The following is a 23,294-nucleotide window of genomic DNA, read 5'->3' as shown; positions in this document are numbered from 1 at the left end:
ACAATGACCCTTCCTGAAGTACAAAATGCAATTTCCGAAAAGAAAATCTGTGTTTTAATTCCTACTTACAATAACGAAAAAACTCTGAAAAGAGTGATAGACGGCGTTTTAAATTACACCGAAAATATTATCGTTATCAATGACGGCTCTACCGATTCTACTTTACAGATTTTAGAAAAATATTCGATTACGGTTATTGATCTATCAGAAAACAAAGGGAAAGGAAATGCACTGAAAATAGGTTTCAGAAAGGCAAAAGAAATAGGCTACGATTATGCCATAACCATCGATTCAGACGGGCAACATTATCCCGATGACATCCCTGTTTTTGTAGAAAATCTGTTGCAAGAAAACGAAGATGTTTTACTGATTGGAAACCGAAATATGTCGCAAGATGGTATCCCAAAGAAAAGCAGTTTTGGAAACCGTTTTTCTAATTTTTGGTTTTGGTTTGAGACCGGAATCAAGCTTGAAGATACCCAATCTGGTTATCGTCTTTATCCTTTACATAAAATTCCGAAAAAATATTTCACTCCAAAATTCGAGTTTGAAATCGAAATTATTGTAAGAACAGCTTGGAGACACGTTCCGGTAAAAAATGTTCCGATAAAAGTTTTGTATGACCCTGCAGAAAGGGTTTCGCATTTCAGACCGTTCAAAGATTTTACAAGAATCAGTATTTTGAATACGATTTTAGTAACCATTACCTTACTTTACATTATTCCGAGAAATTTCGTGAATAATTTCAAAAAAAAAAGCTTTAAAAAATTCATCAAAGAAGATGTTTTGGAAAGCGACGGAACCAATCGTATTAAAGCTTTTTCCATCGCACTTGGTGTTTTCATCGGACTTTCTCCGTTTTGGGGATTTCAGACTTTGTTGGTTATTTCTTTATCAGTCCTTTTCAAATTAAATAAAGTTTTAGCATTTGTGGCTTCCAATGTGAGTTTGCCGCCGTTTATTCCGTTTATTATTGCAGCGTCACTGTTTTTGGGAGCGCCTTTTGTTTCAGGAGATTCTAATCTTTTGAGTCAGGATTTAAATTTCGATTTGGTAAAAAATAATCTGCTTCAATACATTATCGGAAGCTTTATTTTGGCGACAACAATTTCTACCGTTTCGGGAATTGCTGCTTTTCTTTTTTTGAATAAAGTGAATCCTGAGAATAATTGATATCTTTAAGAAAATCTTTTGATGAAATATCTTATCTTCTTCATCTTCATTATTTTAAGTTGTTCTTCGCCAAAAAATGACGAAAAAAAACTCAGCCTAAAAAATAAAAGAAAAGCAGACTTATCAAATCCAAACAATAAATTATCTGGTAAAACTGAAACTTTAGAATTGGAATATATCCTTTGGGGTTGCGCTTGTGCAAACTGGATAGAATCTTCAAAAAGAGCAAAATATGAAGCAAACAATCAATTGGGGGAAAAAAACAATTTTTATAGAGCCGGAGAATAAAAATATAGAATTGCCAATCTATTTTGATCCATCAAGACATAGGCTGATTTTGAAAGGGCAGTTTTACGTATATCCAGATTATCCGAAAGGAACTCCAGAAACGGAAGAACCTTTAAAAAAGGCAAAAGTTTTTCGGTATTCAGAAATGAAAATTATAGATATTCCAAAAAGTTTTTCTAAAAAAGAAGAAAAAACATTCATCCTAAATTATGATCCAATTGCCTGCGAGTGTGCAAAATGGTTCCAATCAAAATATAGCGAAAACTTGAATGAAAGAGAATACTTTTATCTTGAAAGAAAGAGTGAAAACTTACCTAATGCAGATTCTCTTTATAATTGAAATAATTTGCCAATTCAAATTAAAGTAAAAGGTTATTTTATCTCTGAATATGGTTATCCAAAAGGATTTAAACCTGTGAAAACTACTCCCAAGACTGCAAAAGTTTTCCAATATAATACAATAGAAATATTGAAGGACTAATTCAATTTCCTCAAAATTTCCTTCAAATATTTTTCAACATTTTCTTTGTCTGGAAGAGTTGTAATTTCTTTCGTCAAAGCTTTTTCAAATTCAGTTTTTGCTTTTAAATATTCTTTTTGTTTAAAATAATATTTCCCGGATTGATAGTAAACCAACCAAAAATCAGGATTTAAAGATTGATAATGCGGAATAAAATCATCCGTAAGAATCATATCATCCGAATCAATTGCATTTTGTATTTCAGAATGGGCAAATTTAAACTCTTCATAATTTTCAAAATCCTGAGAATCCACAAAAGGATCTTTCGCAATATTTAATTCTGACTTTGCAAATTCACCGCTTTTTAATCTTTTATCCGAGAAAATTTCATTTAAATCATAGCATACAAATTCACCCAATTGATAAGGATTTGAAGACACCCAAACCAGTTTTTTCTGAGGCGAAAAAATCACCGCATGATGCGCTAATAACTGATTAATCGCTTTTTCGTTTCCATAACCGATTTTTTCGTCCTTCAAACCTAATTTATCTCTTAAAATAGAAGCCATTTTTTCAGGATTTAGTTTTTTATTTTCCTGCAAAAGTTCCTGAAGTTTTTCGTAACGGTATTCGGAGTGGCTTTCTACGATTTGCTTTTGATTCCTTTTATCATTTTTATAAGCTTCAGATTGAAAATGGTTGGTACAAAAAACCTTACTCTTATTCTCAACTCTGTAAACCCCAAAATTATTCGGAGACACCTCAATAATGACTGCATTTTTATCATTAGCGCTTCCCACCAAAATAGATTCGGAAACAAAAACTTTACGCTTTTTGGCAATCGCTATCGCTTCGTCAATCGTTGTAGCATATTGCAGAATTTCCCTTGTCACAAAAGAAATCGGAGTCTTCGCTGTCAACGGAATTTTAGATTTTCCGGCGTTAATTGTTACTGTAATTCCTTCTTTATTCATCCCGGAAACTACGCCAATCATTCCTGGCCAACTTACCGACATATAAGGAATTCCGTTTTCGGGTTCTATAAATTCGACTAATTTATTTTTAGCAAATTCGTCACCTACATAAAAATCGAAATTTCTCCCAATCAACAAATCACCATCTTCTGTATTTTCATTCCAAACTGCAAGCGAAGTACAGCCAACAACCATCAAATCCTGCATTGCGTGACCAATATCGTGTGCTCCGTGCAAATACATTGCTCGTCTGAACTTTGGAGCAATAAAATCATATTTATCTGATGAATATTGAGATAAACCGTACAATTCAGCCTGAAAATCTTCACGAACATTCAGATACATTTTTCGGTTGTACCATTTCAAAAAACCTCTCAACAATTTCTGCTTGAACTTTGAAGGAACAAAACCTTCCACTTTAGAAAAGAAAATTTCTTCCTGTTTCTGCATTAAATTCTGCGTTAAAGCTCCGTTATTATAGCCCAACTGCAAAGGATTTCCTTTGATGTACAATTCCCAAAGATGTTGTTTATTTTTTGTTAAATAATTTTGATTAAAACTAAAAGTAGAATCGTTAATTGTTTTGACTTTCGGGATTTCTAAAGAATATTTTTTTACATCTGGAATGTGTTTTATGGATTTTCTTACACCGCAAGAAGTAATATTCAGGATAAGAATAAGACCGAAATAGAGAAAAATCAAACGCTTGTCATTTCGACGAAAGGAGAAATCTATTACAAATATATTAGATTCTTCACTGCGCTTCGCTTCGTTCTGAATGACAAACTGTGTGTTATCTTTATTCTTCATTTTTAATAATCATTTGTGTCAAACGTTCATCCAGTTTTTCTTTACCTAAAATTTCTGCACAGGTGTTGAAAGCTCCGATTGTACAACCTAAAATTCCGTGCATATTGACTGATTGCCCTGTCAGAAAGAGATTTTCGATTTTTGTACGTGGAGAAACCATTGTTTTTAAAGGATTTTCAGAGCTTTTCATATAACCATACATATTCCCATCAAAACTTCCGATATAATCGCGATAAGACAAAGGAGAAGAGGTATAAATATTTTTAATTGAATCTCTTAAATTCGGAATTTTCTTTTCCAAAGCATCAATCATTTTTTCTGCTTTTTCCAACTTGAACTTTTCGTATTTTTTTCCTCTTTCGTATTCTTCAGCAACAGTATTTACAGTAGTTTTCCAAGCTTTGACCTCATCAAAATCCATATAAGAAATGGCGGTTAAACTTTCTGCAAATTCAGGATGATGTTTTGAAGGCGTAGAAGAAAGCATATAAGTTTCCGGCCACGATTTTTTCTCGTAACGATAGGCATTCCAGACTAATTCGTCGGATGAATAATGGTAAATATTATAATTGAAATTGGAAATTGTCTGAGGTTTTAAAACCAAATAAACACTGAAACATGACGAAACAGGTTCCCAACTTAAGACTCTGTTTAAAAAAGATTTTTTCAATCTTTCTTCACCGATTAATCTAGTTAAAGAACGAATTTCAATATTCGAAATAAACTGTTTAGCGAAATATTCTTTTCCTGATTTTGTTTTTACCGAACTTAAAACATTGTTCTCTTTAAAAATGAATTCTGAAACTTCTGAATGTTTGTGAACATCTGCTCCGTATTCTCTTAATTTCCGGATTAAAAGTTTTGAAATCTGGCTTCCTCCTTTCACGCATTTGTAAGCACTTTGAATGTAAGAATTCACCGTTAAAGCATGAACATAAAACGGAATGTTTTCAGAATCGCCTGCGTATAAAAAATTGGAACCCAATAAAACAGATTGCAATTTCTTATTCTGTGTAATAGATTCGATGAATCTTTTGGTATTTAAATGGAGGATTTCCTCACTATAATTATCTTTTCCAATCACATTATATCTGGGAAAGTGATTGCAAACACGCTGAATTTCTTCACAATAATCTTCTAAATTCTCTCTTTCTTCAGGAAAATATTTTGATAATTGTTCAACAAAATTTTCATAACCCTGAGCGTGCGGATATTCAATTTCATCGGCGCCGAAGGTGATTTTATCGTAACCATTTTCATCCATTTTCTGGAGCTCTAAATCATCCATTATTTCCAGGTAAGAAAAAAACTGATGCAGGTTTTGCCCTTTTGAAAGTCCGCCCAAATAATGAACTCCGGTATCGAAAATTAATTTATCACGGGAAAATGTCTGTAAATTTCCGCCATATTGATTGTTTTTCTCCAAGACACAGACTTTTAAGCCTTCTTTCGCCAAAATAAGAGCCGAAACAAGACCTCCTATTCCGCTGCCGATAATCAATATGTCGTATGTTTTTTTCAAATTCTGATTATAGTTTTAACGGCAAAAGGTACAAAAGTTTATCAAACTGTTTAGAATAATGTGTCTAAAAATATTTACGAAAAACTCAATTTATATAGCATTATTTAAACTCAAAGGACACAAAGATTTTTTTAAATTATTGAAAATATTTTTTGTTCGCAAAGGCGTTTCACTTAGCAAAGGAACAGCACTCTATAATCCTCTTTACCAAAAACTTACAATACATTAATTTAATAGATATTAATCTTGGATCTTTAAACTTTTACCTTGGCTCCTGTATTATTGAATTACAAGCAGCCCGACTTGAGCGGAGCTCTTTTTGTGAAGCAAAGCGTAACAAAAAAGCGGGAGCGGAAGGCGGAAATAGCTGCCATAAAAAATATTAAACTGGCTTATTCAACACTGCCAAATAACCGCCTTAAAATTATCGAAAATTAATCAATATCGTCCCAAAAATCGAAATAGTTGAACCATTGAAGTGGATATTTCTGAATCATTGATTCAAGATTCTTGGTGTATGAGCGTAAAAGTCCTTGTGCATCGCGTTTTTTGACGTTTTCAGCGACTCTTGCATACAAATGATAATGAAGATTTTTTTCTTTCATTACATACACATAAACCACAGGAACGCCCAATCGGGAAGCAATAAGGAAAGGACCTGCCGGAAATTTAGCACTTTTCCCAAGCAAATCTGCTTCAAGGAATTTGGAACCTTCGAAATAACGGTCGCCAGTAAAACAAATCAATTCGTTTTTAGACAACGCTTCGTTGATGTCGAAAATATGCGACATATCGTCTTTTACGTAAATGAATTTGATGCTGCTTTGTTTCACAGAAACGCTTTCAAGATATTCTTTAATAACCGTAACTTCCTGATCTGTTGTCACTAAATTAATTTGGCAATCGAAATCAATTTCTGCAAAAAAATGTTCTGCAATTTCGAAATTCCCGATGTGTGCACTGATGAGAACACCGCCTTTTTTTTCGGCTAAAAGATTTCTGAGATTTTCTATTCCGTCGAATTCGTAGGTATATTTATCTCTTAAACCAGCTGAAATAGCAGTTTTGTCTATCAAAGTCTGACCGAAAGTAAAATAGCTTTTGAATAAAGAGAGCTTAGTTTTCCAAAAACCGTAATCGAGTCTTTTCTGAAAGTAATATCGATAATATTTGTTGCTCTTTTTTTCGAATAAAAAATAGTAAAAAGCAACAAAATAAAGAACAAAATAAGAACTTCGGATCCCAATATTTCTAATGCACCAAACGAAGATTCTGTAACCTAAGATGGTACCTTTAGATTTGCCTTTCCACTTGTTCATAATATTAATTTAACAATGTATCAATTTAACAGTGTAAGAATATTTAAAACATTGGTTAACTGTTAAATTGTAATATCGTTACATTTTTTGAGTAAATTTTTAATCGATAGTTATGCGTTTTTTTGAGCGATTTTGTTTTCTATTGTCGAGTAGAAATCATCAAAAGTGATAATATCTTTAAAGTCTGTTTCGCCTAATTTTATTCCAAAATTAGACTCAATTACCACCACCAAGTCTATATAATCTAAACTGTCTAAGCCCAAAGTCTTCTTGAAATGGGCATCATTACTGATTTCGTCACCATCTACCTCAAACTCATTGATTAAAAAATCATTAGCAATGGCAACAATTTTTTCTCTTTCCATGTTTTTTTATTCAAATTTTTTAACGATTAATGCGGAGTTGGTTCCCCCAAATCCGAAAGAATTCGACAAAAATACGTCAATTTTTTGATTTTTAGTTTCGGAGATTAAGTTTATCTTTTGAGCGTCTTCATCAGGATTTTCTAAATTGATGTTAGGCGCCACAAAATCGTTCTGCATCATTAAAATAGAATAGATCACTTCACTTGCACCTGCCATCCAACATTCGTGACCGGTCATTGATTTTGTAGAACTTACCGGGACTTCGCTTCCGAAAATTTCATGAATTGCTTTTGCTTCATTCGCATCACCAATTGGTGTTGAAGTCGCATGAGCATTAATATAATCAATATCTTTCACGTCTAAACTTGACTGTTTTAAAGCACGATTCATCGCTAAAGCCGGACCATCTACATTCGGTGTAGAAATGTGTCCGCCATTTGAAGAAAAACCGTAACCAACGATCTCACCTAAAATGGTTGCTCCTCTTTTTTGTGCAGATTCAAGGCTTTCAACAATTAAAGTTGCTGCTCCACCGCTTGGAATTAATCCGTCTCTATCAGAATCGAAAGGTCTTGATGCTTTTGCAGGTTCGTTTTCTCTTACCGAAAAAACACCCAAACCATCAAAACTCGCCATTGAATATTTGTTGGTTTCCTGTGCTCCACCGCAAACAATCATCTCCTGAAAACCATTTTTAATCATCATATAAGCCAATCCCAAAGAATGAGAACCACTTGCACAAGCTGCGCTGATGGTAAGGTTGATCCCTCTTAATTTAAAAATAGTAGAAAGATTCATCGTTACCGTAGAGTTCATCGATTTAAAAATCGCTCCAGAACCCATTAAAGTAGTATCTTTTTTTTCTCTTGCAATATCGATAGATTCTACAACCGCTTTTGAAACGCTATCGTTTCCGTATAAAATTCCGACTTCATTTTGGTCTAAAAAATCCTGATCGATATTTGCCTGTTTTAGGGCATCCAATGTCGCAATGTAAGCGTATTCGCTTTCTTCGCCCATACTTACGCGTTGACGTCTGTTGAGAAGATTTTTCAAATCCGGTTTTGGAACAACTCCCGTAAGACCTGATCTGAAACCAAATTCTTTTCTTTCATCGACTAAAACAATTCCCGATTTTCCTTGATACAGGGATTCTTTCACTTCTTCCAAAGAAGTTCCGATGCAAGAATAAATTCCCATTCCGGTAATGACTACCCTATTTTCCATGCTTTTCAAATTTAACAATGTATCAATCTAGCAATGTAACAATTTAAAAACATTGGTAAACTGGTACATTGTTATATTGTTACATTATTTTACGAATAAATTCCTCCGTTAATATTAATAATTTCTCCTGTGATGTACGAAGATTTTTTGGATGCTAAAAATGCAACTAAATCTGCCACTTCTTCTGCTTCACCAAATCTGTTTGCAGGAATCATTGCTTTCAATTCATCTTCGTTAAAATCCTGCGTCATATCTGTTTTGATAAAACCCGGAGCAACTGCATTTACAGTAATATTTCTTTTTGCAACTTCCTGAGCCAAAGCTTTTGTCGCGCCAACCAAAGCACCTTTCGCAGCAGAATAATTGGTTTGTCCGGCCGTTCCTTTTACTCCTGAAACAGAAACCATATTGATAATTCTGCCATATTTGTTTCTCAACAATTTCTGAATAAAGAAATTCGTCACATTATAGAAACCATTTAAACTTGTGTTAATCACAGAATTCCAGTCTTCAATTGGCATCCACATGAATAATCCGTCTCTTGTGATTCCTGCGTTGTTTACGATAATTTCGACTACAGAATTTGGATTATTTTCCTGCCATTCATTTAAAACTTTTTGAGTTTCCTCAGCATTTCCTACATCGAATTTAAGAATTTCTCCTGTAGAACCCAATTCTTCCACTTTAGCTAAAGTTTCCTTTGCTGCAGATTCGTTTGAAGTATAATTAATTAAAATATGCTCGATTTTCTCTTCAGCCAGTTTTATACAGATTGCTCTTCCGATTCCGCGAGAACCACCTGTTACAATTGCACATTTCATATGTGTTTCAGTTTATTTATATATTGACAACTAAAAGCAGCCAATAATTACATTGTCTTTAAATATTTTTTCACTTCCTCTAAATAAGGATACATCACTATATCATTTGAAAATGCAGGAATGATTTTTCTGATTTCATCATACAGCTCTTTTGTTTTAGATGAAATTTGTTCTTGAAAACCAAGATATTCAATCGCCTGAACAATCGTAATCGCCTCAATAGAAAGTACTTCAAAAGCATTTTCAATTACTTTTCTGCAAATTACTGCTGCATTCGTTCCCATACTTACAATATCCTGATTATCATTATTATTCGGAATACTGTGAACATACATCGGATTCGACAACATCTGGCTTTCTGCAGTTGTAGAAGTCGCTGTAAACTGAACACCCTGCATCCCGAAATTAAATCCTAATTTACCCAAATTAACAAATGGTGGTAAAATTTCATTTATTTTTGAATTTAAAAGATAATTCAATTGTCTTTCAGCTAACATGGTCAACTTCGTTACAACGATTTTCAACTTATCCATTTCCAAAGAAATATAATCTCCGTGAAAGTTTCCACCGTGGTAAACGTGCTGGTCTTTCACATTGATAATCGGGTTATCATTTGCCGAATTGATCTCATTTTCCAACACTTTTTCAGTGTATTCTAAAGTATCTAAAACCGGACCTAAAATCTGAGGAACACATCTTAAAGAATAATATTCCTGTACTTTTTCTTTGAAAACTTTTTCCTGTTCTTCAAAGTGAGTATATAAATGGTCTGCTCTTTTTCTGATTAATTTACTATCAGCTAAATGATGACGCATTTTTTCTGCGATTTTCTGCTGACCTGCGTGAAGTTTTGTTCCGTTCAGTACTTCAGAAAAATGATCATCGTATGCCTGAACAATTTCGTTGATTGCACAAGATAATTTTAATGAAATTTCAGTTAATTGATTGGCTTTGTATGCGTTTACAATTCCAATTCCTGACATTACCGAAGTTCCGTTCATTAAAGCTAAACCTTCACGAATTTCAACCTGAATTGGTTCTAAACCTTCAGTTTCGAAAACTTCTTTGGTAGATTTTCTTTCATTTTTATAGAAAACTTCCCCTTCACCAATTAGAACTAAAGCTAAATGTGCCAATTGCACCAAATCACCACTTGCTCCAACACCTCCATGTTCGAAAATCAACGGCGTAATATCTCTGTTAATTAATTCCTTAAGTAAATTCACAACAGATTCGTGAACTCCGGAATTCCCTAACGATAATGTATTTAATCTTGCCAACATACAAGCTTTCACTTCATCCGCGGGAAGCGGATTTCCAATCCCTGAAGAATGGCTTCTGATTAAATTATATTGAAGTTGATGGGTATCTTCATCACTGATTTTAAACTGAGCCATCGGTCCGAAACCCGTATTTACTCCATAAATTACTTTATTTTTTGAAAATTCTTTCAGAAAAGAAAAGCTTTCATTCACCCTCTGGAGAAGTGATTGATCTAATTCTATGCTTTCATTTTCAATAATAATTCTCTGAAAATCTCTCAGTTCTAAAAAGTTATTTATTTTCATCAATTAAAAGTAATGGTATATAATTTTGTAAGATATGATTAATTGTCACTAATTTTGCGCAAAGATAAAAAGTTTTATTAAACAAATGGACAAAGAAATTGTTGATGTTTTAGTAATTGGAGCTGGACCTTCCGGATGCGTATCTTCTGCTTATTTGAAGAAGAATAACATCAATGTGAAAGTAGTTGAAAAAACAAAATTCCCAAGACTTGTTGTTGGCGAAAGCCTTATTCCCAGAGTGATGGATCATTTTGATGAAGCCGGATTGTTTCCTGCGTTAGATAAAATGGGCTTTGAAAAAAAATTGGGAGCCCGTTTTATGCGAGGAAATGAAGTCTGTATTTTTGACTTCAGCAACAAATTCGGAGAAGGATGGGATTGGACTTGGCAAGTTCCAAGAGCTGATTTCGACAATACTTTGGCTCAGGAAGTCATCAACAAAGGAATTGACCTTGAATTTGAAACCGAAGTTATCGGCATTGAATTTAACGGAACAGATTCTGTCACAACCGTTAAAACGAAAGACGGAAAAACGAAAGAAATTCACGCAAAATTCGTAATTGATTCCAGCGGTTACGGAAGAGTTTTACCAAGACTTTTAGATTTAGAAAAATCCTCAAAATTGTCTCCGCACTCTGCAATTTTTGCTCACGTTGAAGATATCAACAGAGAAGAAGGCGTAGAAGGAACTTTGATCTCTTTTGACATTATTGAAACAGAAGTCTGGCTTTGGGTAATCCCATTTTCCAATGGAAATACAAGTATAGGAATTGTTGGTCCGACTGATTATATTGAAAAATTATCTGAAAATGGAGACCCTACAGAAGCTTTGAGAAAAGCAATTTCCCTTTCTGATTATTATGTAAAGCGTTTTGGTGATGTAGAATTTCTTTTTGAACCAAGACATTTGAAAGATTATTCTTGCTCGGTAAAAAGTCTTTACGGTGACGGATTTGCTTTAACGGGAAATGCTTCAGAATTTCTAGATCCTGTTTTTTCTTCGGGAATGGCTTTTGCAACCGAAGGCGGAATGACAGCGGCAAAACTAGCCATAAGACAATTAAACGGAGAAAAAGTCGATTGGCAAAAAGAATTTGCAGACTATATTTTATACGGTGTTGATGTTTTTACAACGTATGTAAAAGAATGGTACACCGGAAATCTTCAGGAATTATTTTTCCACCAACCGGAAAATCCTGATGTTAAAAGAAAAATCTGCGCAGTTTTGGCAGGCTATGTTTGGGATAAAAAGAATACGTTTGTTAGAATACACGATACTGCAATTGTGAATTTAGCAAATTTCATTAAAGCAGAAAAGCAACAAGCATAAAAAAGCGGTCTGAAAATTTTCAGACCGCTTTTGTTTTATTTTAAAGCTTTTTTCAACTCTTTCCCAAACTCTTTTCCTGTTTTTTCGTAAGCTGCAGCGATTCTTCCATATTCCATGCTGTAATCAACCTTACTTCCGACTCCTTCAATTTTATCACCTACAAATTTTGCTAAAACTTTTGAAGGATCTGCAGTTTCCACAATTGTAATTTCTGCTGTTAATTTTCCGGGCTGCGTTACAAAACCGCTCCATCCTGCGTACATCCATTTTGGCTGGATAATTAAAGTATATTTTGTTTCAAGATTTTGAGCAAATTTAATTTTCTTTGATCTATTTAAACCTTCAATAAATTTTTCCGTCCAAATGGTTTCTACATGTTGCTCCCAAATGTCGATCCATTTTTTCCATGCTTCTTCACCTTTTTTAGCTACAGTTTCTTTGTGTCTTCTTTCTATATATTCAGTTTCTGTAAAATTATCTGCCTGAAAAAGTGGGCTTCCGTAATTACGTTCAACATTAACTTCTGTTTGTCCTTTTAGAAAATTCAAGTTTCCCGCCTCGATGGTCAATTTATTTTGAGCGAAAATAGTTGTGCTCATTGCAACGAACAGAAATAGAAATATTTTTTTCATAGTATAAAATTAAGATTGCAAATATAATATCAGAAAAGCAAATTAGTTTTAACTGAACGATAATATTTCCAACTTATTTGAATAAAATTTAAAATTCATCTTAAATCTATAAATGTAATCGGTTTTCTACTGTTTGGGTTGAAAACGGTTTTAGACAAAACATCAAAATCTACAATTTCAATTTTCGGGCTAACTCTTAATTTTGCACGGAAATGATCTCTCACTTCTCCTTCAAAACTTTCTTCTTCTCTTTCTGTACTAAGCTTAATGATAATTTCATCCAAACCAATTTCATTGGATTGAATAACAATTTGATAACATAAAATTCCTTCGAAATCATTCAGAATATCATTCATTGCAGGCGGATATAAAGTCGTTCCTTTATATTTGATCATTTGCTGTTTTCTTCCGACAACTGGGCCTAATCTCATTGTATTTCTACCGCATTTACATGGTTCGTAATGAGCTTTAACTAAATCTCCCGTTTTAAATCTCAACAAAGGAAGTGCTTCAACACCCAAAGTTGTAATGGTCAGTTCACCGCTTTCTCCATCTTTTACTGGATTTCCTTCATCATCAAGAATTTCTGTGATAATTAATTCCGGATGTTGATGCCCTCCAATTTGATGTTCACATTCAGTAAACGCAGTGCTCATTTCAGTGGAAGCATAAGTAGAATACAATTGAATATTCCATTTCTCCTTAATTTTCTGCGAAAGAATATTATCAGTAAAATCTTGATTTTTGATGCTTTCACCAATGCAAACCGCGCCAAAAACGCTGGAATTTTTATAATCAATTCCGTGTTTTTCGGCATAATCAATCATTTTCAACAGAAATGATGGAACGGTTATCAAATATTTTGGTTTATATCTAAAAATAGAATCCCATTGAAGTTCTGGAATTCCCGGTCCCATTCTTACGACACTTGCACCCATTTTTCTCAATCCTAAAAAATAAGCCAAACCAGCCATAAATCTTTTATCAATCGTCGTAATCATCTGTACAACATCCCCTTTTTGAATTCCTGCACAGGCAAAAGAAACCGCTTCGTTGTAAGCCAATCTTTCAAGGTCGGCATCAGACAATCCAAAAGTTACAGGATCACCGAGAGTTCCGGAAGTCGTGCTGTAATCAACAATTTGATTTTGAGGAATACAGAAAAAATCATCATTATTTTGCTGGATATCGTTTTTCGAAGTTGTTGGGATTTTCTGTAAGTCTTCCAAAGTCTGAATATCAGCAATATCAATACTTTTTTCTTTAAATAATTTTTGATAAAAAGGTGAATGCGCTTCAAGATATTTCAAAAGTTCCTGAAGTTTTTCTTCCTGAAATTTTTTGATGTCCTGAATGCTTGCCTTTTCGATGAGTGGGAAGAGTTCCAATAGTTTAAATTTAGAAGACAAATTTATTTAATTAAAATGAAAAGATTAAAGCAAAGCCAAATGAAAATTTTTCATGCTCAGATAACGCATATGATTGAGAATAAAATTACGATGGAAATATTGAACCATTAAGATTTCTATTAAGAAGTTAAGAATATTAAGTCTCTTCTCTCTTCCAGCAGAATGCTTTTCAAAAAATCTATTGATTTTTCTTAAAAAAGCTTAACTTCTTAAATCTCCTTAATGGTTCAGTTTTAATTTTTTTATAAAAAAATGTGCGATCTGTGGGACATTTAATTTTAACGTCAAATACACATCCTTTTATTCCAACTTTTCAATAGATGGAATCAAAATAAAACATATATTATAAACCGACAAAAATCACTAAATTTGCCAACTTGATTAATCAACGAAATTGAGAAATTACAATGAGCCAATTTAAAGAATATAAAAACCTCAACCTTATAGATGTAGCCGAGAATGTTTCGGAATTCTGGAAAGCAAACGACACTTTCGCAAAAAGTGTGGAAACACGTCAGGGAAATCCTGAGTTTGTGTTTTACGAAGGTCCGCCTTCAGCCAACGGAATGCCCGGAATTCATCACGTTATGGCAAGAGCTTTGAAAGATATTTTCTGTCGTTACCAAACGCAGAACGGGAAACAGGTTTTCCGTAAAGCAGGTTGGGACACACACGGACTTCCTGTGGAATTAGGAGTTGAAAAAGAACTCGGAATCACTAAAGAAGATATTGGCAAAAAAATTTCGATTGAAGATTACAACAAAGCTTGTCGTGAAGCAGTAATGCGTTATACCGATGTTTGGAATCACCTTACCGAAAAAATTGGATATTGGGTAGATCTTGAAGATCCGTACATCACGTACAAGTCAAAATATATGGAGACGGTTTGGTGGCTGTTGAAGCAATTATACAGCAAAGAATTATTGTATAAAGGCTACACCATTCAACCTTATTCTCCAAAAGCAGGAACCGGACTTTCTTCTCACGAATTAAATCAGCCTGGAACTTACCGTGATGTTACCGACACAACAATTGTTGCTCAGTTTAAAGTTAAAAAAGATTCTTCAGAATTATTCAACGATGTTGATGGAGATGTAAACGTTTTAGCTTGGACGACAACTCCCTGGACTTTGCCTTCAAACACAGCTTTGGCGGTAGGAAGAGATATTGAATATGTCTTATTGAAAAGCATAGAAAATCAATATACTGATGAAAAAAGTAATGTTCTAATTGCTTTTGATAGAGTTTTTAAAAATTTATCTAATAAGCAAGCAGAAAAATGGATAGTAGAAGAAATTTTTAAAGGTAGGTTAACATTAGAAAAAGAAAATTTCAAATTTGACGGATTTACTTTTATAAATGATGTTGAATATCCCGTAGAACTAAAACTAACTAATTATAACTTAAAGAGTTTAAACGAATTTGTTGGGTCTTGTATTAGTTCAGGCTATAATAGAGGAGTTTTTATTTGTCCGCAAATGACCGAAGAACTTCCACATATTGAAGGTTTTGACCTTAAAATATTTTCTTCAAAAGATTTAATAAATTTATTGTATAAAGAAAATTTAATTTTCTCAGGAGAAAAACTTGCAGGAACACAATACGAGCAATTAATCCCTTGGTTTACACCGGATGAAACTCCTGAAAAAGCGTTCAGAGTAATCATTGGAGATTTTGTAACCACAGAAGATGGAACTGGAATTGTTCACATCGCTCCTACTTTTGGTGCAGATGATGCGAGAGTAGCGAAAGATGCAGGAATTCCTCCAATGTTGGTGAAAGACGAAAATGATAATTTAGTTCCGTTGGTTGATTTACAAGGTAAATTCATCAAAGGAAATGATGTTCCGGAAACTTTCTCAGGAAAATATATTAAAAACGAATATTACGATGAAGGAACTGCACCTGAAAAATCTTGGGATGTAGAATTGGCGATTTTGTTGAAAACAGAAAACAAAGCCTTCAAAGTAGAAAAATATGTTCACTCTTATCCACACTGTTGGAGAACCGATAAACCTGTTTTATATTATCCTTTGGATTCTTGGTTTGTAAAAATGACGGCTGTAAAAGACCGTTTGGTAGAATTGAACGAAACCATCAACTGGAAGCCAAAAGCTACCGGAGAAGGTCGTTTTGCCAACTGGTTGGAAAATGTAAACGACTGGAATCTTTCCCGCTCAAGATATTGGGGAATTCCATTGCCAATCTGGAGAACTGAAGATTTAAAAGAAGAAAAAATCATCGGTTCTGTAGAAGAATTATATAACGAAATCGAAAAATCTGTTACTGCAGGATTAATGAAAGAAAATCCTTTCAAAGGTTTTGAGATTGGAAATATGTCTGAAGAAAACTATTCTTTGGTTGATCTGCACAAAAATGTAGTTGACAAAGTAGTTTTGGTTTCAGATTCAGGAAAAGCAATGAACCGTGAAAGCGACCTAATCGATGTTTGGTTTGATTCAGGTTCTATGCCTTATGCACAGTTGCATTATCCTTTTGAAAATAAAGAATTAATTGATAACAATAAAGCTTTCCCGGCAGATTTCATTGCGGAAGGTGTTGACCAGACTCGTGGTTGGTTCTACACACTTCACGCTATCGGAACGGCGGTTTTTGATTCTGTTGCTTATAAAAATGTAATGAGTAACGGACTTGTTTTGGATAAAAACGGTCAGAAAATGTCAAAACGTTTAGGAAATGCAGTTGACCCGTTCGAAACTCTTGCTGTTTACGGACCGGATGCAACGCGTTGGTACATGATTTCAAACGCAAATCCTTGGGAAAACCTAAAATTTGACATCGAAGGAATTGACGAAGTGAGAAGAAAATTCTTCGGAACACTTTACAATACTTATTCATTCTTTGCTTTGTATGCAAATGTTGACGGATTCAAATTCGCTGAACCTGCGGTTCAAAACAGACCGGAAATCGACCGTTGGATTTTATCTGAATTAAATCTTTTAATTAAAGAAGTAAAAGCATTTTACGAAGATTACGAGCCAACAAGAGTTGCAAGAGCGATCAGTAATTTCGTAAACGATAATTTATCAAACTGGTACGTAAGATTGTGCAGAAGACGTTTCTGGAAAGGAGATTATTCTGATGACAAAATCTCTGCTTACCAAACTTTATATACTTGTCTTGAAACTGTTGCCAAATTATCTGCACCAATTGCTCCGTTCTTTATGGATCAGTTGTATCAGGATTTAAACAAAGTAACAGGAAAAGAAAGCGTAGAATCTGTGCATTTAACGAACTTCCCGGTTGCAGATGAAAGTTTAATCGATCAGGATTTGGTTGAAAAAACCCATTTAGCACAAAACATTACAAGTATGGTTTTCTCATTGAGAAAAAAGGAAAACGTAAAAGTTCGTCAACCGTTACAAAAAGTGTTGATTCCTGTATTGGATAAGAAAACTGAAGAGCAGATTTTAGCCGTTGCAGAATTAATTAAACAGGAAGTTAACGTTAAGGAATTACAATTGATCAATGCTGAAGAAGCATCTCATTTAATTGTAAAACAGATCAAACCCAACTTCAAAACTTTAGGTTCGAGACTTGGAAAAGATATGAAAGTTGTTGGTAATGAAATTACTAATCTTTCTGCCGAACAAATCTCATCTTTAGAAAAAGAAGGAAGCCTAGAAATCCAAGGATATGAAATCACATTGAATGATGTAGAAATTTCAACAAAAGATATTCCGGGATGGACGGTAACTTCAGACGGGAAAACAACTGTGGCACTAGATTTGAAGATGACTGATGAGTTGAAATCTGAAGGTATCGCAAGAGAATTTATCAACAGGATCCAAAATCTCAGAAAAGAGAAAGATTTTGAATTAACAGACAGAATAAGCATCGTTTTGGAAGAAAACACTCCGTTTTTGGAGCAGATCAAACAAAATGAAGAATATATTTCATCTGAGGTCTTGTCAAATAAAATAGAAATTGTATCTTCACTTTCAAATTTTAACGAAATCGACATCGATGAGATTAAATTTAAAGTGAATGTTGAAAAAAATTAATATATAACTATTGTTTTTTCAATTTCCAAATCATAAATTTATTAAAAAAGAAAAAGACAATGCAAGACGAAAGAGTAAAATACAACGACTCTGATTTACAAGAGTTTAAAAAAATAATCAAAGAAAAGATTGAGAAAGCAGAGAAAGATTTACAGCTAATCAGAGAAAGCTTTATCAATGATCAAAATAACGGAACGGATGATACATCACCTACTTTCAAAGCTTTTGAAGAAGGTGCAGAAACGTTGAGCAAAGAGCAAAACTCTATTTTGGCAGGAAGACAGGAAAAGTTTGTAAGAGATCTTAAAAATGCTTTAATAAGAATTGAAAACAAAACTTACGGCGTTTGCAGAGTTACGGGAAAACTAATTCCAAAGGAAAGACTTTTGGCCGTACCACATGCTACTTTGAGTATTGAAGCTAAAAATATGAAGAGATAATTATTTTTATCTTATTTTTGTAAATAATTAATTGGGTTTATATAATGTTTTACAGCATTGTATAAACCTAATTTTTAATTATATCTATGAGTGAATTTTTGATTTTAGGAATTATCCTCGTTGTTGTTTTATGGTTTTTTAATAAAGATCGAATCAAAAACAGATTCTATCCTGATAAGCCTAAAAATCTGACAATCGATCAGCAATTCAACTCAGATAAACGAGAAAGAGAAAAAGAAATCGACAGGCTTCTCAGTAAAATGGGCAAGAACGGAATCAATGATCTGCCTGCAAAAGACAGAAAAAGACTCGACGAACTTTCTAAACATTAAGTCTTTGATTATCCTAAGACTGACAAAAAAATAAATTAAAATGGAAGCATTAATTGTACACCCAAAAAACCAAATGGAGCTGAATGCGCTAAAAAGCGTGATGAAAGATATGGGAATTCGATATGAAAAATTTCATACCAGAGGTGCAAAAACACAAAAATTTGAACCAAAAGCTCCTGTAAAAAAGGATAAACCTGTAAGAGATTTTAAAGACAATCCAAAGAAAGACAAGTAATGAAGAAAATAGCATTAATCACTTTTCTTATTTTATTAATAGATCAGGCTTCAAAAATTTATATCAAAACAAATTTTAACCTGAATGACAGTATTCCTGTTTTTCCAGGTTTTAAGCTTACATTTGTAGAAAATCCGGGCATGGCTTATGGTTTTCATTTTGGTGGAATGCTTGGTAAATATTTTTTAGTGATTGTTCGTATTTTCCTGATTGGCGGAATGATCTATCTTTTCAATAAGTGGCTTAAAAGAGGCGAATCTAATTATCTGATTATCCCAATGTCAATTATTTTTGCCGGAGCTATTGGAAATCTTATCGACGGAATGTTTTATGGTTTAATTTTCGACAGCGGAATGGTTTACGATGAAAATGTAAATCAATGGATCGGTTATGGCGGAGTTTCTAAACTGGTTCCTTTCGGAGAAGGTTATTCTACTTTTATGAAAGGCTGTGTTGTTGATATGCTACATTTTCCTTTAGTTGATTGGTATGTTCCCGAAAGCTGGCCTGTAATTGGTGGAAAACATCTTGAGTTTTTTAAATATATCTTTAACGTTGCCGATTCTGCTATTACTATTGGAGCTGCATTGCTTTTAATTTTCAGAAAAAAAGCTTTTCCAAACGGACTTGAGTTCTAAAATATTTAATATGTAGATTTTTATTGTCTTCTAAAGGACATATTTAATCCCAAAATCTTTATCGATTTTTGTGTTGCCAACTCATAGGGATTTCATACTTTTATGAAACCTTCAAGGTTTACAATGTATGAAAAGAATTATAAAAAATATAATCAAAATTTTCCTGCTACTTTTTGTGGCAGGAATTATTTTTATCATCTGGTCAAATTTTACAATTAATAATCAGTCGGAAGATTACGTAACGTCTAATATTTCAACTTTACCAAATGAAAAAACGGGACTTCTTTTAGGAACAAGTAAAACTTTATCCAACGGAGCACCGAATGCTTATTTCTTCAATCGAATTGAGGCAGCTACGCAATTATATAAATCAGGAAAAATTCAGAATATCATCGTGAGTGGTGACAATTCTAAGAAAGATTACAATGAGCCTGAAGAAATGAAAAACGAGCTTATCAAAGCCGGAGTTCCTGCTGATAAAATTTTCGAAGATTTTGCGGGTTTCAGAACTTTAGATTCTGTGCTTCGGGCAAAAGAGATTTTCGGACAAAGCTCTTACATCATTATTTCACAAAGGTTTCACAACGAAAGAGCGGTTTATTTAGCAAGAAAAAACAATATTGAAGCTTGGGGTTACAATGCAGCAGATGTTAATAAATATGCCGGTTTAAAAACCAATGCGAGAGAAAAACTGGCAAGAGCAAAAGTTTTCTGGGATTTTATGTTTGGTGTAGAACCTAAGTTTGGTGGGGAGAAGATTTTGATTCCATAATGCTGAATGAAAACTTTTCAGTTAGCCATATTACTCTTCATTCTCTTTTCCTGTAAAAAGGAAAACATTTATTATTATTCTGATAACAAAACTATAAAAGATAGCACTGTCATTCGTTTTGTGGATGAAGAACTCGAAAAACTTAAAATAGATACAAAAGAGAAGAATTTAAAAATTTATACAACTTTAGATTCGACATCTTACAAAAGTAATCTCGATTCTATCAGAAATAAAATTTTTGACAGTTCTTTAAATTACAATCTTAAACCTGAAGATAAAAAAGTATTTGATGAATGGTTCAGAGAAAAAATAATTATTGTTGATAATAGTACGAGAAAAGTAGTTAATTTTTACAGTTCTTTCAAGACTAAAAAATATGATAGAAATGACCTTTCAATGGGAGGACTACGAAAAATAATCAGGATAGGAAGTGCTCTTTATAAAAATTCAAACTCCGAGATTTCTGAAAATTATTTAGCTAATTATCCTTCTCAAGTAATATCTGGAAAAGATTTGGAAATAAGCCAAGAAGAAGTTCAATTCCTATCGAATTTTAATATAAACAACCTCAACACGAAAGGTTATTTTTATAATTATATTCCATATTTAGATGCAATTAAAATACTTCAAACCTACAATGGCGGTTTATTGAAACAACCTTCTGTGATAGAGAAAGTTTTGATTAATGAGAAAATGGTTTATTTGAAAAAAGATAATCCTCGCAAAATTTTCGATACAAAATCATTAGAAAAAATCCGGCATCTATTTAGTTATCAGAAGAAATATTCTTTCGGAGCTTTCAAGAATCAACTTACAAATACACAGAATTTAATTTTCTTTGGTACAAATTCAGATTATTACATGATTATTAATGATGGAAAATACACCTATTTCATTTATATTTTTGGAACTGTTATCACAAATTTGGATAAAAAAGAATATAAAATTATTTTGCCACAGATTTTTAAAAGAGTTGAGATTAAATACTACAACGCAATTAGAAAGTAATTTTCCCTAAATTTGCAGTTCAATAATTTTTTAAAAATAATTTTAAACAAATGTCAAGAATTCTTACCGGCATACAAGCCACCGGAACACCGCACCTTGGAAACCTTTTGGGTGCAATTATTCCTGCAGTAGAGCTTTCTAAGCAAGCAGGAAATGAATCATTTTTATTCATTGCGAATCTACATTCGTTGACGCAGATTAAAGATGCAAAAGAACTTAAAAACAATACCTACGAAATTGCTGCAGCTTGGCTTGCTTGCGGACTTGATACCGAAAAAACATTTTTTTACAGACAGAGCGACATCCCTGAAACCTGTGAACTTTCTTGGCATTTATCATGTTTTTTTCCTTATCAGAGACTGACTTTAGCACATTCATTTAAAGATAAAGCAGACCGTTTGCAGGATGTGAATGCAGGTTTGTTTACCTATCCTATTTTGATGGCTGCAGATATTTTATTATACGACGCTGAAATTGTTCCTGTAGGAAAAGATCAGCTTCAACATTTGGAAATTGCACGTGATGTTGCTTCAAGATTCAATAATCAGATGGGTGAAGTTTTGGTTTTACCTCAAGCCGAATTGCAGGAAGACACCAAATATGTTCCCGGAATTGACGGTCATAAAATGTCAAAATCAAGAGGAAACATTATCAATATTTTCTTACCTGAAAAACAATTAAAAAAGCAGGTAATGAGTATTGAAAGCGATTCTAAATCTCTGGAAGAACCAAAAGATCCTTCTACAGACAAAACTTTTGCTATCTACGAATTGATTGCAACACCTGAACAAACTGAAGAATTAAGAGCAAAATATTTAGCCGGAAATTTCGGTTACGGTCATGCTAAAAAAGAGCTTTTAGATTTAATTCTAACAAGATTTGAAAAAGAAAGAGAATTATTTTCTTACTATATGAACAATCTTGAAGAGCTTGAAGCAAAACTACAGGAAGGAGCAGCAAAAACAAGAGTTATTGCTACGGAAACTATTAAAAGAGTAAGAGAAAGTTTGGGAATTTAATTCTGAATTTTTCTGATGAATAATAAGTTTCGGCGGCACCTTTGGTGCCGCCGAAACTATTTTAAATAGGTCTTTACAAATATTCTTTAATCTGCAAAAGATGCTTTATCACCTTCAGATTTTCAACTTCTTTATTTTCATTTAAAACATCAAAGAAAATAACATCCATACCGAAATTCTGAGCACCAATTACATCAGCTATCCAATCGTCGCCAATCAGAATACTTTCTTCTTTTTTAGCTTCAGAAAGCCCTAAAGAATACTCAAAAATAGCAGGATTGGGTTTTCTTACTCCAACAGAATCTGCGCTTGTAATCGTCTGAAAATAATGATCAATTCCTGAAAGAATACATTTTCTTTCCGTCACTTCCTGAAAACCGTTTGATATAATATGAAGTGTATAGTTTTTAGCTTTTAAATAATCTAAAATATATTCTGCGCTTTCAACCAAATGGTTATAATTAAGAATTTTATCTAAGAAATGTTCCTCAAAAAACATCGACAATCCTAAATCATCAATTCCAAAATGTTTGAAGGTATCATAAAAACGATGCTTTCTAAGATATTCTTTATCAATTTCGCCGTCTCTGATCTGTTCCCAAAGTTTTTCGTTGATCTCATGATATACAGAATGAAATTCTTCAAAATCAATATTGTATTTTAAAGTAATTTCTTCTTTATCGAAAAGATCTTTGATGGTTAGGTAAGCGTTTCTGCGGTGATCCCAAAGCGTATTGTCTAGGTCAAAAAAAATGTGCTGAATTTTCATACAGCACAAAATTAATGATTTTTAATTTTTTGAAAGATGGTAATGATTTTTTTTAATCTTTACTACTTCAAGATTTTTTGAGAAATTGAGCAAAAAATCAATAGTTTGTTTTTTTGGTTTCAAACTTTTCATTTTTAAAGAATCGTTATTTTTCATAG

22 protein-coding genes are annotated in these 23,294 nt (G+C 33.2%); 12 read left to right on the top strand and 10 right to left on the bottom strand.

Annotated elements, in window-relative coordinates; genetic code table 11:
- The first annotated feature begins 3 nt into the window (after positions 1-3).
- The 3 genes from FDY99_RS12010 to FDY99_RS12000 are packed head-to-tail and all read left to right on the top strand — an operon-like array spanning position 4 to position 1,801.
- Positions 4-1,173: a DUF2062 domain-containing protein gene (locus tag FDY99_RS12010; protein WP_139421748.1), complete on the top strand. Its 1,170-nt coding sequence runs from the start codon at positions 4-6 to the stop codon at positions 1,171-1,173.
- A 21-nt stretch (positions 1,174-1,194) separates the two neighbouring features.
- Positions 1,195-1,461 carry a hypothetical protein gene (locus tag FDY99_RS12005; RefSeq protein WP_139421746.1) on the top strand — a complete coding sequence of 89 codons (267 nt, stop codon included), beginning with the start codon at positions 1,195-1,197 and terminating at the stop codon, positions 1,459-1,461.
- Entirely contained in the window at positions 1,406-1,801 is a 396-nt protein-coding gene (locus FDY99_RS12000; protein WP_162304165.1) for a hypothetical protein, read from the top strand. Before FDY99_RS12005 ends, FDY99_RS12000 begins: the two co-directional genes overlap by 56 nt.
- A gap of 137 nt (positions 1,802-1,938) precedes the next feature.
- Here the strand turns inward: FDY99_RS12000 and FDY99_RS11995 are convergent, their stop codons facing one another.
- The 7 genes from FDY99_RS11995 to FDY99_RS11965 all read right to left on the bottom strand — a co-directional run bounded on the left by FDY99_RS11995 (position 1,939) and on the right by FDY99_RS11965 (position 10,527).
- Positions 1,939-3,705, bottom strand: coding sequence for a C45 family autoproteolytic acyltransferase/hydolase (locus tag FDY99_RS11995; RefSeq protein ID WP_139421742.1), 1,767 nt, complete (start codon positions 3,703-3,705; stop codon positions 1,939-1,941).
- The gene (locus tag FDY99_RS11990) at positions 3,695-5,227 is read right to left on the bottom strand and encodes a phytoene desaturase family protein (RefSeq protein ID WP_139421740.1); all 1,533 of its coding nucleotides are present in this window, start codon (positions 5,225-5,227) and stop codon (positions 3,695-3,697) included. The genes FDY99_RS11995 and FDY99_RS11990 overlap by 11 nt, the downstream gene beginning before the upstream one ends.
- Before the next feature lie 434 nt (positions 5,228-5,661).
- Complete coding sequence (locus tag FDY99_RS11985; RefSeq protein WP_139421738.1) at positions 5,662-6,546, bottom strand: LpxL/LpxP family acyltransferase; 885 nt, start codon at positions 6,544-6,546, stop codon at positions 5,662-5,664.
- Positions 6,547-6,656: 110 nt separating this feature from the next.
- A complete protein-coding gene (locus FDY99_RS11980; protein ID WP_074230328.1) occupies positions 6,657-6,911 on the bottom strand; it encodes an acyl carrier protein in 255 nt (84 codons plus the stop codon).
- A 6-nt stretch (positions 6,912-6,917) separates the two neighbouring features.
- Positions 6,918-8,138: a beta-ketoacyl-[acyl-carrier-protein] synthase family protein gene (locus FDY99_RS11975; RefSeq protein ID WP_139421736.1), complete on the bottom strand. Its 1,221-nt coding sequence runs from the start codon at positions 8,136-8,138 to the stop codon at positions 6,918-6,920.
- An 89-nt stretch (positions 8,139-8,227) separates the two neighbouring features.
- Positions 8,228-8,959, bottom strand: coding sequence for a 3-oxoacyl-ACP reductase FabG (gene fabG / locus FDY99_RS11970; RefSeq protein WP_139421734.1), 732 nt, complete (start codon positions 8,957-8,959; stop codon positions 8,228-8,230).
- 47 nt (positions 8,960-9,006) lie between these two features.
- Positions 9,007-10,527 carry an HAL/PAL/TAL family ammonia-lyase gene (locus tag FDY99_RS11965; protein ID WP_185148727.1) on the bottom strand — a complete coding sequence of 507 codons (1,521 nt, stop codon included), beginning with the start codon at positions 10,525-10,527 and terminating at the stop codon, positions 9,007-9,009.
- Positions 10,528-10,612: 85 nt separating this feature from the next.
- Between FDY99_RS11965 and FDY99_RS11960 the strand changes: the two genes are divergently transcribed.
- On the top strand, positions 10,613-11,857 hold the full coding sequence (locus tag FDY99_RS11960; RefSeq protein WP_139421730.1) for an NAD(P)/FAD-dependent oxidoreductase: 1,245 nt from the start codon (positions 10,613-10,615) through the stop codon (positions 11,855-11,857).
- A gap of 35 nt (positions 11,858-11,892) precedes the next feature.
- On the opposite strand, the gene FDY99_RS11955 is transcribed toward FDY99_RS11960, so the two are convergent.
- Positions 11,893-12,489 carry a hypothetical protein gene (locus FDY99_RS11955; RefSeq protein ID WP_139421728.1) on the bottom strand — a complete coding sequence of 199 codons (597 nt, stop codon included), beginning with the start codon at positions 12,487-12,489 and terminating at the stop codon, positions 11,893-11,895.
- Between the two features lie 95 nt (positions 12,490-12,584).
- Positions 12,585-13,877 (bottom strand): phenylacetate--CoA ligase family protein, encoded by a 1,293-nt coding sequence (locus tag FDY99_RS11950; RefSeq protein ID WP_139421726.1) that lies wholly within the window; start codon positions 13,875-13,877, stop codon positions 12,585-12,587.
- Positions 13,878-14,305: 428 nt separating this feature from the next.
- Here FDY99_RS11950 and ileS point away from each other — a divergent pair, with 428 nt between their 5' ends.
- The 8 genes from ileS (at position 14,306) to trpS (ending at position 22,367) form a co-directional block, all read left to right on the top strand.
- Complete coding sequence (ileS, locus tag FDY99_RS11940; RefSeq protein WP_228448784.1) at positions 14,306-17,923, top strand: isoleucine--tRNA ligase; 3,618 nt, start codon at positions 14,306-14,308, stop codon at positions 17,921-17,923.
- A 59-nt stretch (positions 17,924-17,982) separates the two neighbouring features.
- Positions 17,983-18,363: a TraR/DksA family transcriptional regulator gene (locus FDY99_RS11935; protein WP_066678201.1), complete on the top strand. Its 381-nt coding sequence runs from the start codon at positions 17,983-17,985 to the stop codon at positions 18,361-18,363.
- 86 nt (positions 18,364-18,449) lie between these two features.
- The gene (locus FDY99_RS11930) at positions 18,450-18,695 is read left to right on the top strand and encodes a DUF6576 domain-containing protein (RefSeq protein ID WP_139421724.1); all 246 of its coding nucleotides are present in this window, start codon (positions 18,450-18,452) and stop codon (positions 18,693-18,695) included.
- Between the two features lie 40 nt (positions 18,696-18,735).
- The gene (locus tag FDY99_RS11925) at positions 18,736-18,930 is read left to right on the top strand and encodes a DUF2683 family protein (protein WP_139421722.1); all 195 of its coding nucleotides are present in this window, start codon (positions 18,736-18,738) and stop codon (positions 18,928-18,930) included.
- Positions 18,930-19,568, top strand: coding sequence for a lipoprotein signal peptidase (locus FDY99_RS11920; protein WP_139421720.1), 639 nt, complete (start codon positions 18,930-18,932; stop codon positions 19,566-19,568). Before FDY99_RS11925 ends, FDY99_RS11920 begins: the two co-directional genes overlap by 1 nt.
- Before the next feature lie 127 nt (positions 19,569-19,695).
- A complete protein-coding gene (locus FDY99_RS11915; RefSeq protein ID WP_139421718.1) occupies positions 19,696-20,340 on the top strand; it encodes a SanA/YdcF family protein in 645 nt (214 codons plus the stop codon).
- 6 nt (positions 20,341-20,346) lie between these two features.
- Positions 20,347-21,348, top strand: a complete 1,002-nt coding sequence (locus FDY99_RS11910; protein ID WP_139421715.1) for a hypothetical protein — start codon at positions 20,347-20,349, stop codon at positions 21,346-21,348.
- Between the two features lie 50 nt (positions 21,349-21,398).
- A complete protein-coding gene (gene trpS / locus FDY99_RS11905; RefSeq protein WP_102978698.1) occupies positions 21,399-22,367 on the top strand; it encodes a tryptophan--tRNA ligase in 969 nt (322 codons plus the stop codon).
- A 73-nt stretch (positions 22,368-22,440) separates the two neighbouring features.
- On the opposite strand, the gene FDY99_RS11900 is transcribed toward trpS, so the two are convergent.
- A complete protein-coding gene (locus FDY99_RS11900) occupies positions 22,441-23,136 on the bottom strand; it encodes a YjjG family noncanonical pyrimidine nucleotidase (RefSeq protein WP_139421713.1) in 696 nt (231 codons plus the stop codon).
- Positions 23,137-23,294 lie beyond the last annotated feature (158 nt).

It is taken from the genome of Chryseobacterium mulctrae (assembly GCF_006175945.1).
GTDB lineage: Bacteria > Bacteroidota > Bacteroidia > Flavobacteriales > Weeksellaceae > Chryseobacterium > Chryseobacterium mulctrae.
The sequence above is the reverse complement of the archived record's forward strand: the minus strand, read 5'-3'. Positions and strand labels throughout refer to the sequence as shown.

Bases quoted from the DNA above. Each gene is read 5' to 3' on its own strand.
- FDY99_RS11955 (WP_139421728.1), bottom strand. From the start codon at position 12,489: ATGAAAAAAATATTTCTATTTCTGTTCGTTGCAATGAGCACAACTATT.
- FDY99_RS11930 (WP_139421724.1), top strand. From the start codon at position 18,450: ATGAGTGAATTTTTGATTTTAGGAATTATCCTCGTTGTTGTTTTATGG.
- FDY99_RS11975 (WP_139421736.1), bottom strand. From the start codon at position 8,138: ATGGAAAATAGGGTAGTCATTACCGGAATGGGAATTTATTCTTGCATC.
- FDY99_RS11910 (WP_139421715.1), top strand. From the start codon at position 20,347: ATGAAAACTTTTCAGTTAGCCATATTACTCTTCATTCTCTTTTCCTGT.
- FDY99_RS12010 (WP_139421748.1), top strand. From the start codon at position 4: ATGACCCTTCCTGAAGTACAAAATGCAATTTCCGAAAAGAAAATCTGT.
- FDY99_RS11915 (WP_139421718.1), top strand. From the start codon at position 19,696: ATGAAAAGAATTATAAAAAATATAATCAAAATTTTCCTGCTACTTTTT.
- FDY99_RS11965 (WP_185148727.1), bottom strand. From the start codon at position 10,527: ATGAAAATAAATAACTTTTTAGAACTGAGAGATTTTCAGAGAATTATT.
- FDY99_RS11980 (WP_074230328.1), bottom strand. From the start codon at position 6,911: ATGGAAAGAGAAAAAATTGTTGCCATTGCTAATGATTTTTTAATCAAT.
- trpS (WP_102978698.1), top strand. From the start codon at position 21,399: ATGTCAAGAATTCTTACCGGCATACAAGCCACCGGAACACCGCACCTT.
- FDY99_RS11900 (WP_139421713.1), bottom strand. From the start codon at position 23,136: ATGAAAATTCAGCACATTTTTTTTGACCTAGACAATACGCTTTGGGAT.
- ileS (WP_228448784.1), top strand. From the start codon at position 14,306: ATGAGCCAATTTAAAGAATATAAAAACCTCAACCTTATAGATGTAGCC.
- FDY99_RS11925 (WP_139421722.1), top strand. From the start codon at position 18,736: ATGGAAGCATTAATTGTACACCCAAAAAACCAAATGGAGCTGAATGCG.
- fabG (WP_139421734.1), bottom strand. From the start codon at position 8,959: ATGAAATGTGCAATTGTAACAGGTGGTTCTCGCGGAATCGGAAGAGCA.
- FDY99_RS11960 (WP_139421730.1), top strand. From the start codon at position 10,613: ATGGACAAAGAAATTGTTGATGTTTTAGTAATTGGAGCTGGACCTTCC.
- FDY99_RS11935 (WP_066678201.1), top strand. From the start codon at position 17,983: ATGCAAGACGAAAGAGTAAAATACAACGACTCTGATTTACAAGAGTTT.
- FDY99_RS11995 (WP_139421742.1), bottom strand. From the start codon at position 3,705: ATGAAGAATAAAGATAACACACAGTTTGTCATTCAGAACGAAGCGAAG.
- FDY99_RS11985 (WP_139421738.1), bottom strand. From the start codon at position 6,546: ATGAACAAGTGGAAAGGCAAATCTAAAGGTACCATCTTAGGTTACAGA.
- FDY99_RS12000 (WP_162304165.1), top strand. From the start codon at position 1,406: ATGAAGCAAACAATCAATTGGGGGAAAAAAACAATTTTTATAGAGCCG.
- FDY99_RS12005 (WP_139421746.1), top strand. From the start codon at position 1,195: ATGAAATATCTTATCTTCTTCATCTTCATTATTTTAAGTTGTTCTTCG.
- FDY99_RS11920 (WP_139421720.1), top strand. From the start codon at position 18,930: ATGAAGAAAATAGCATTAATCACTTTTCTTATTTTATTAATAGATCAG.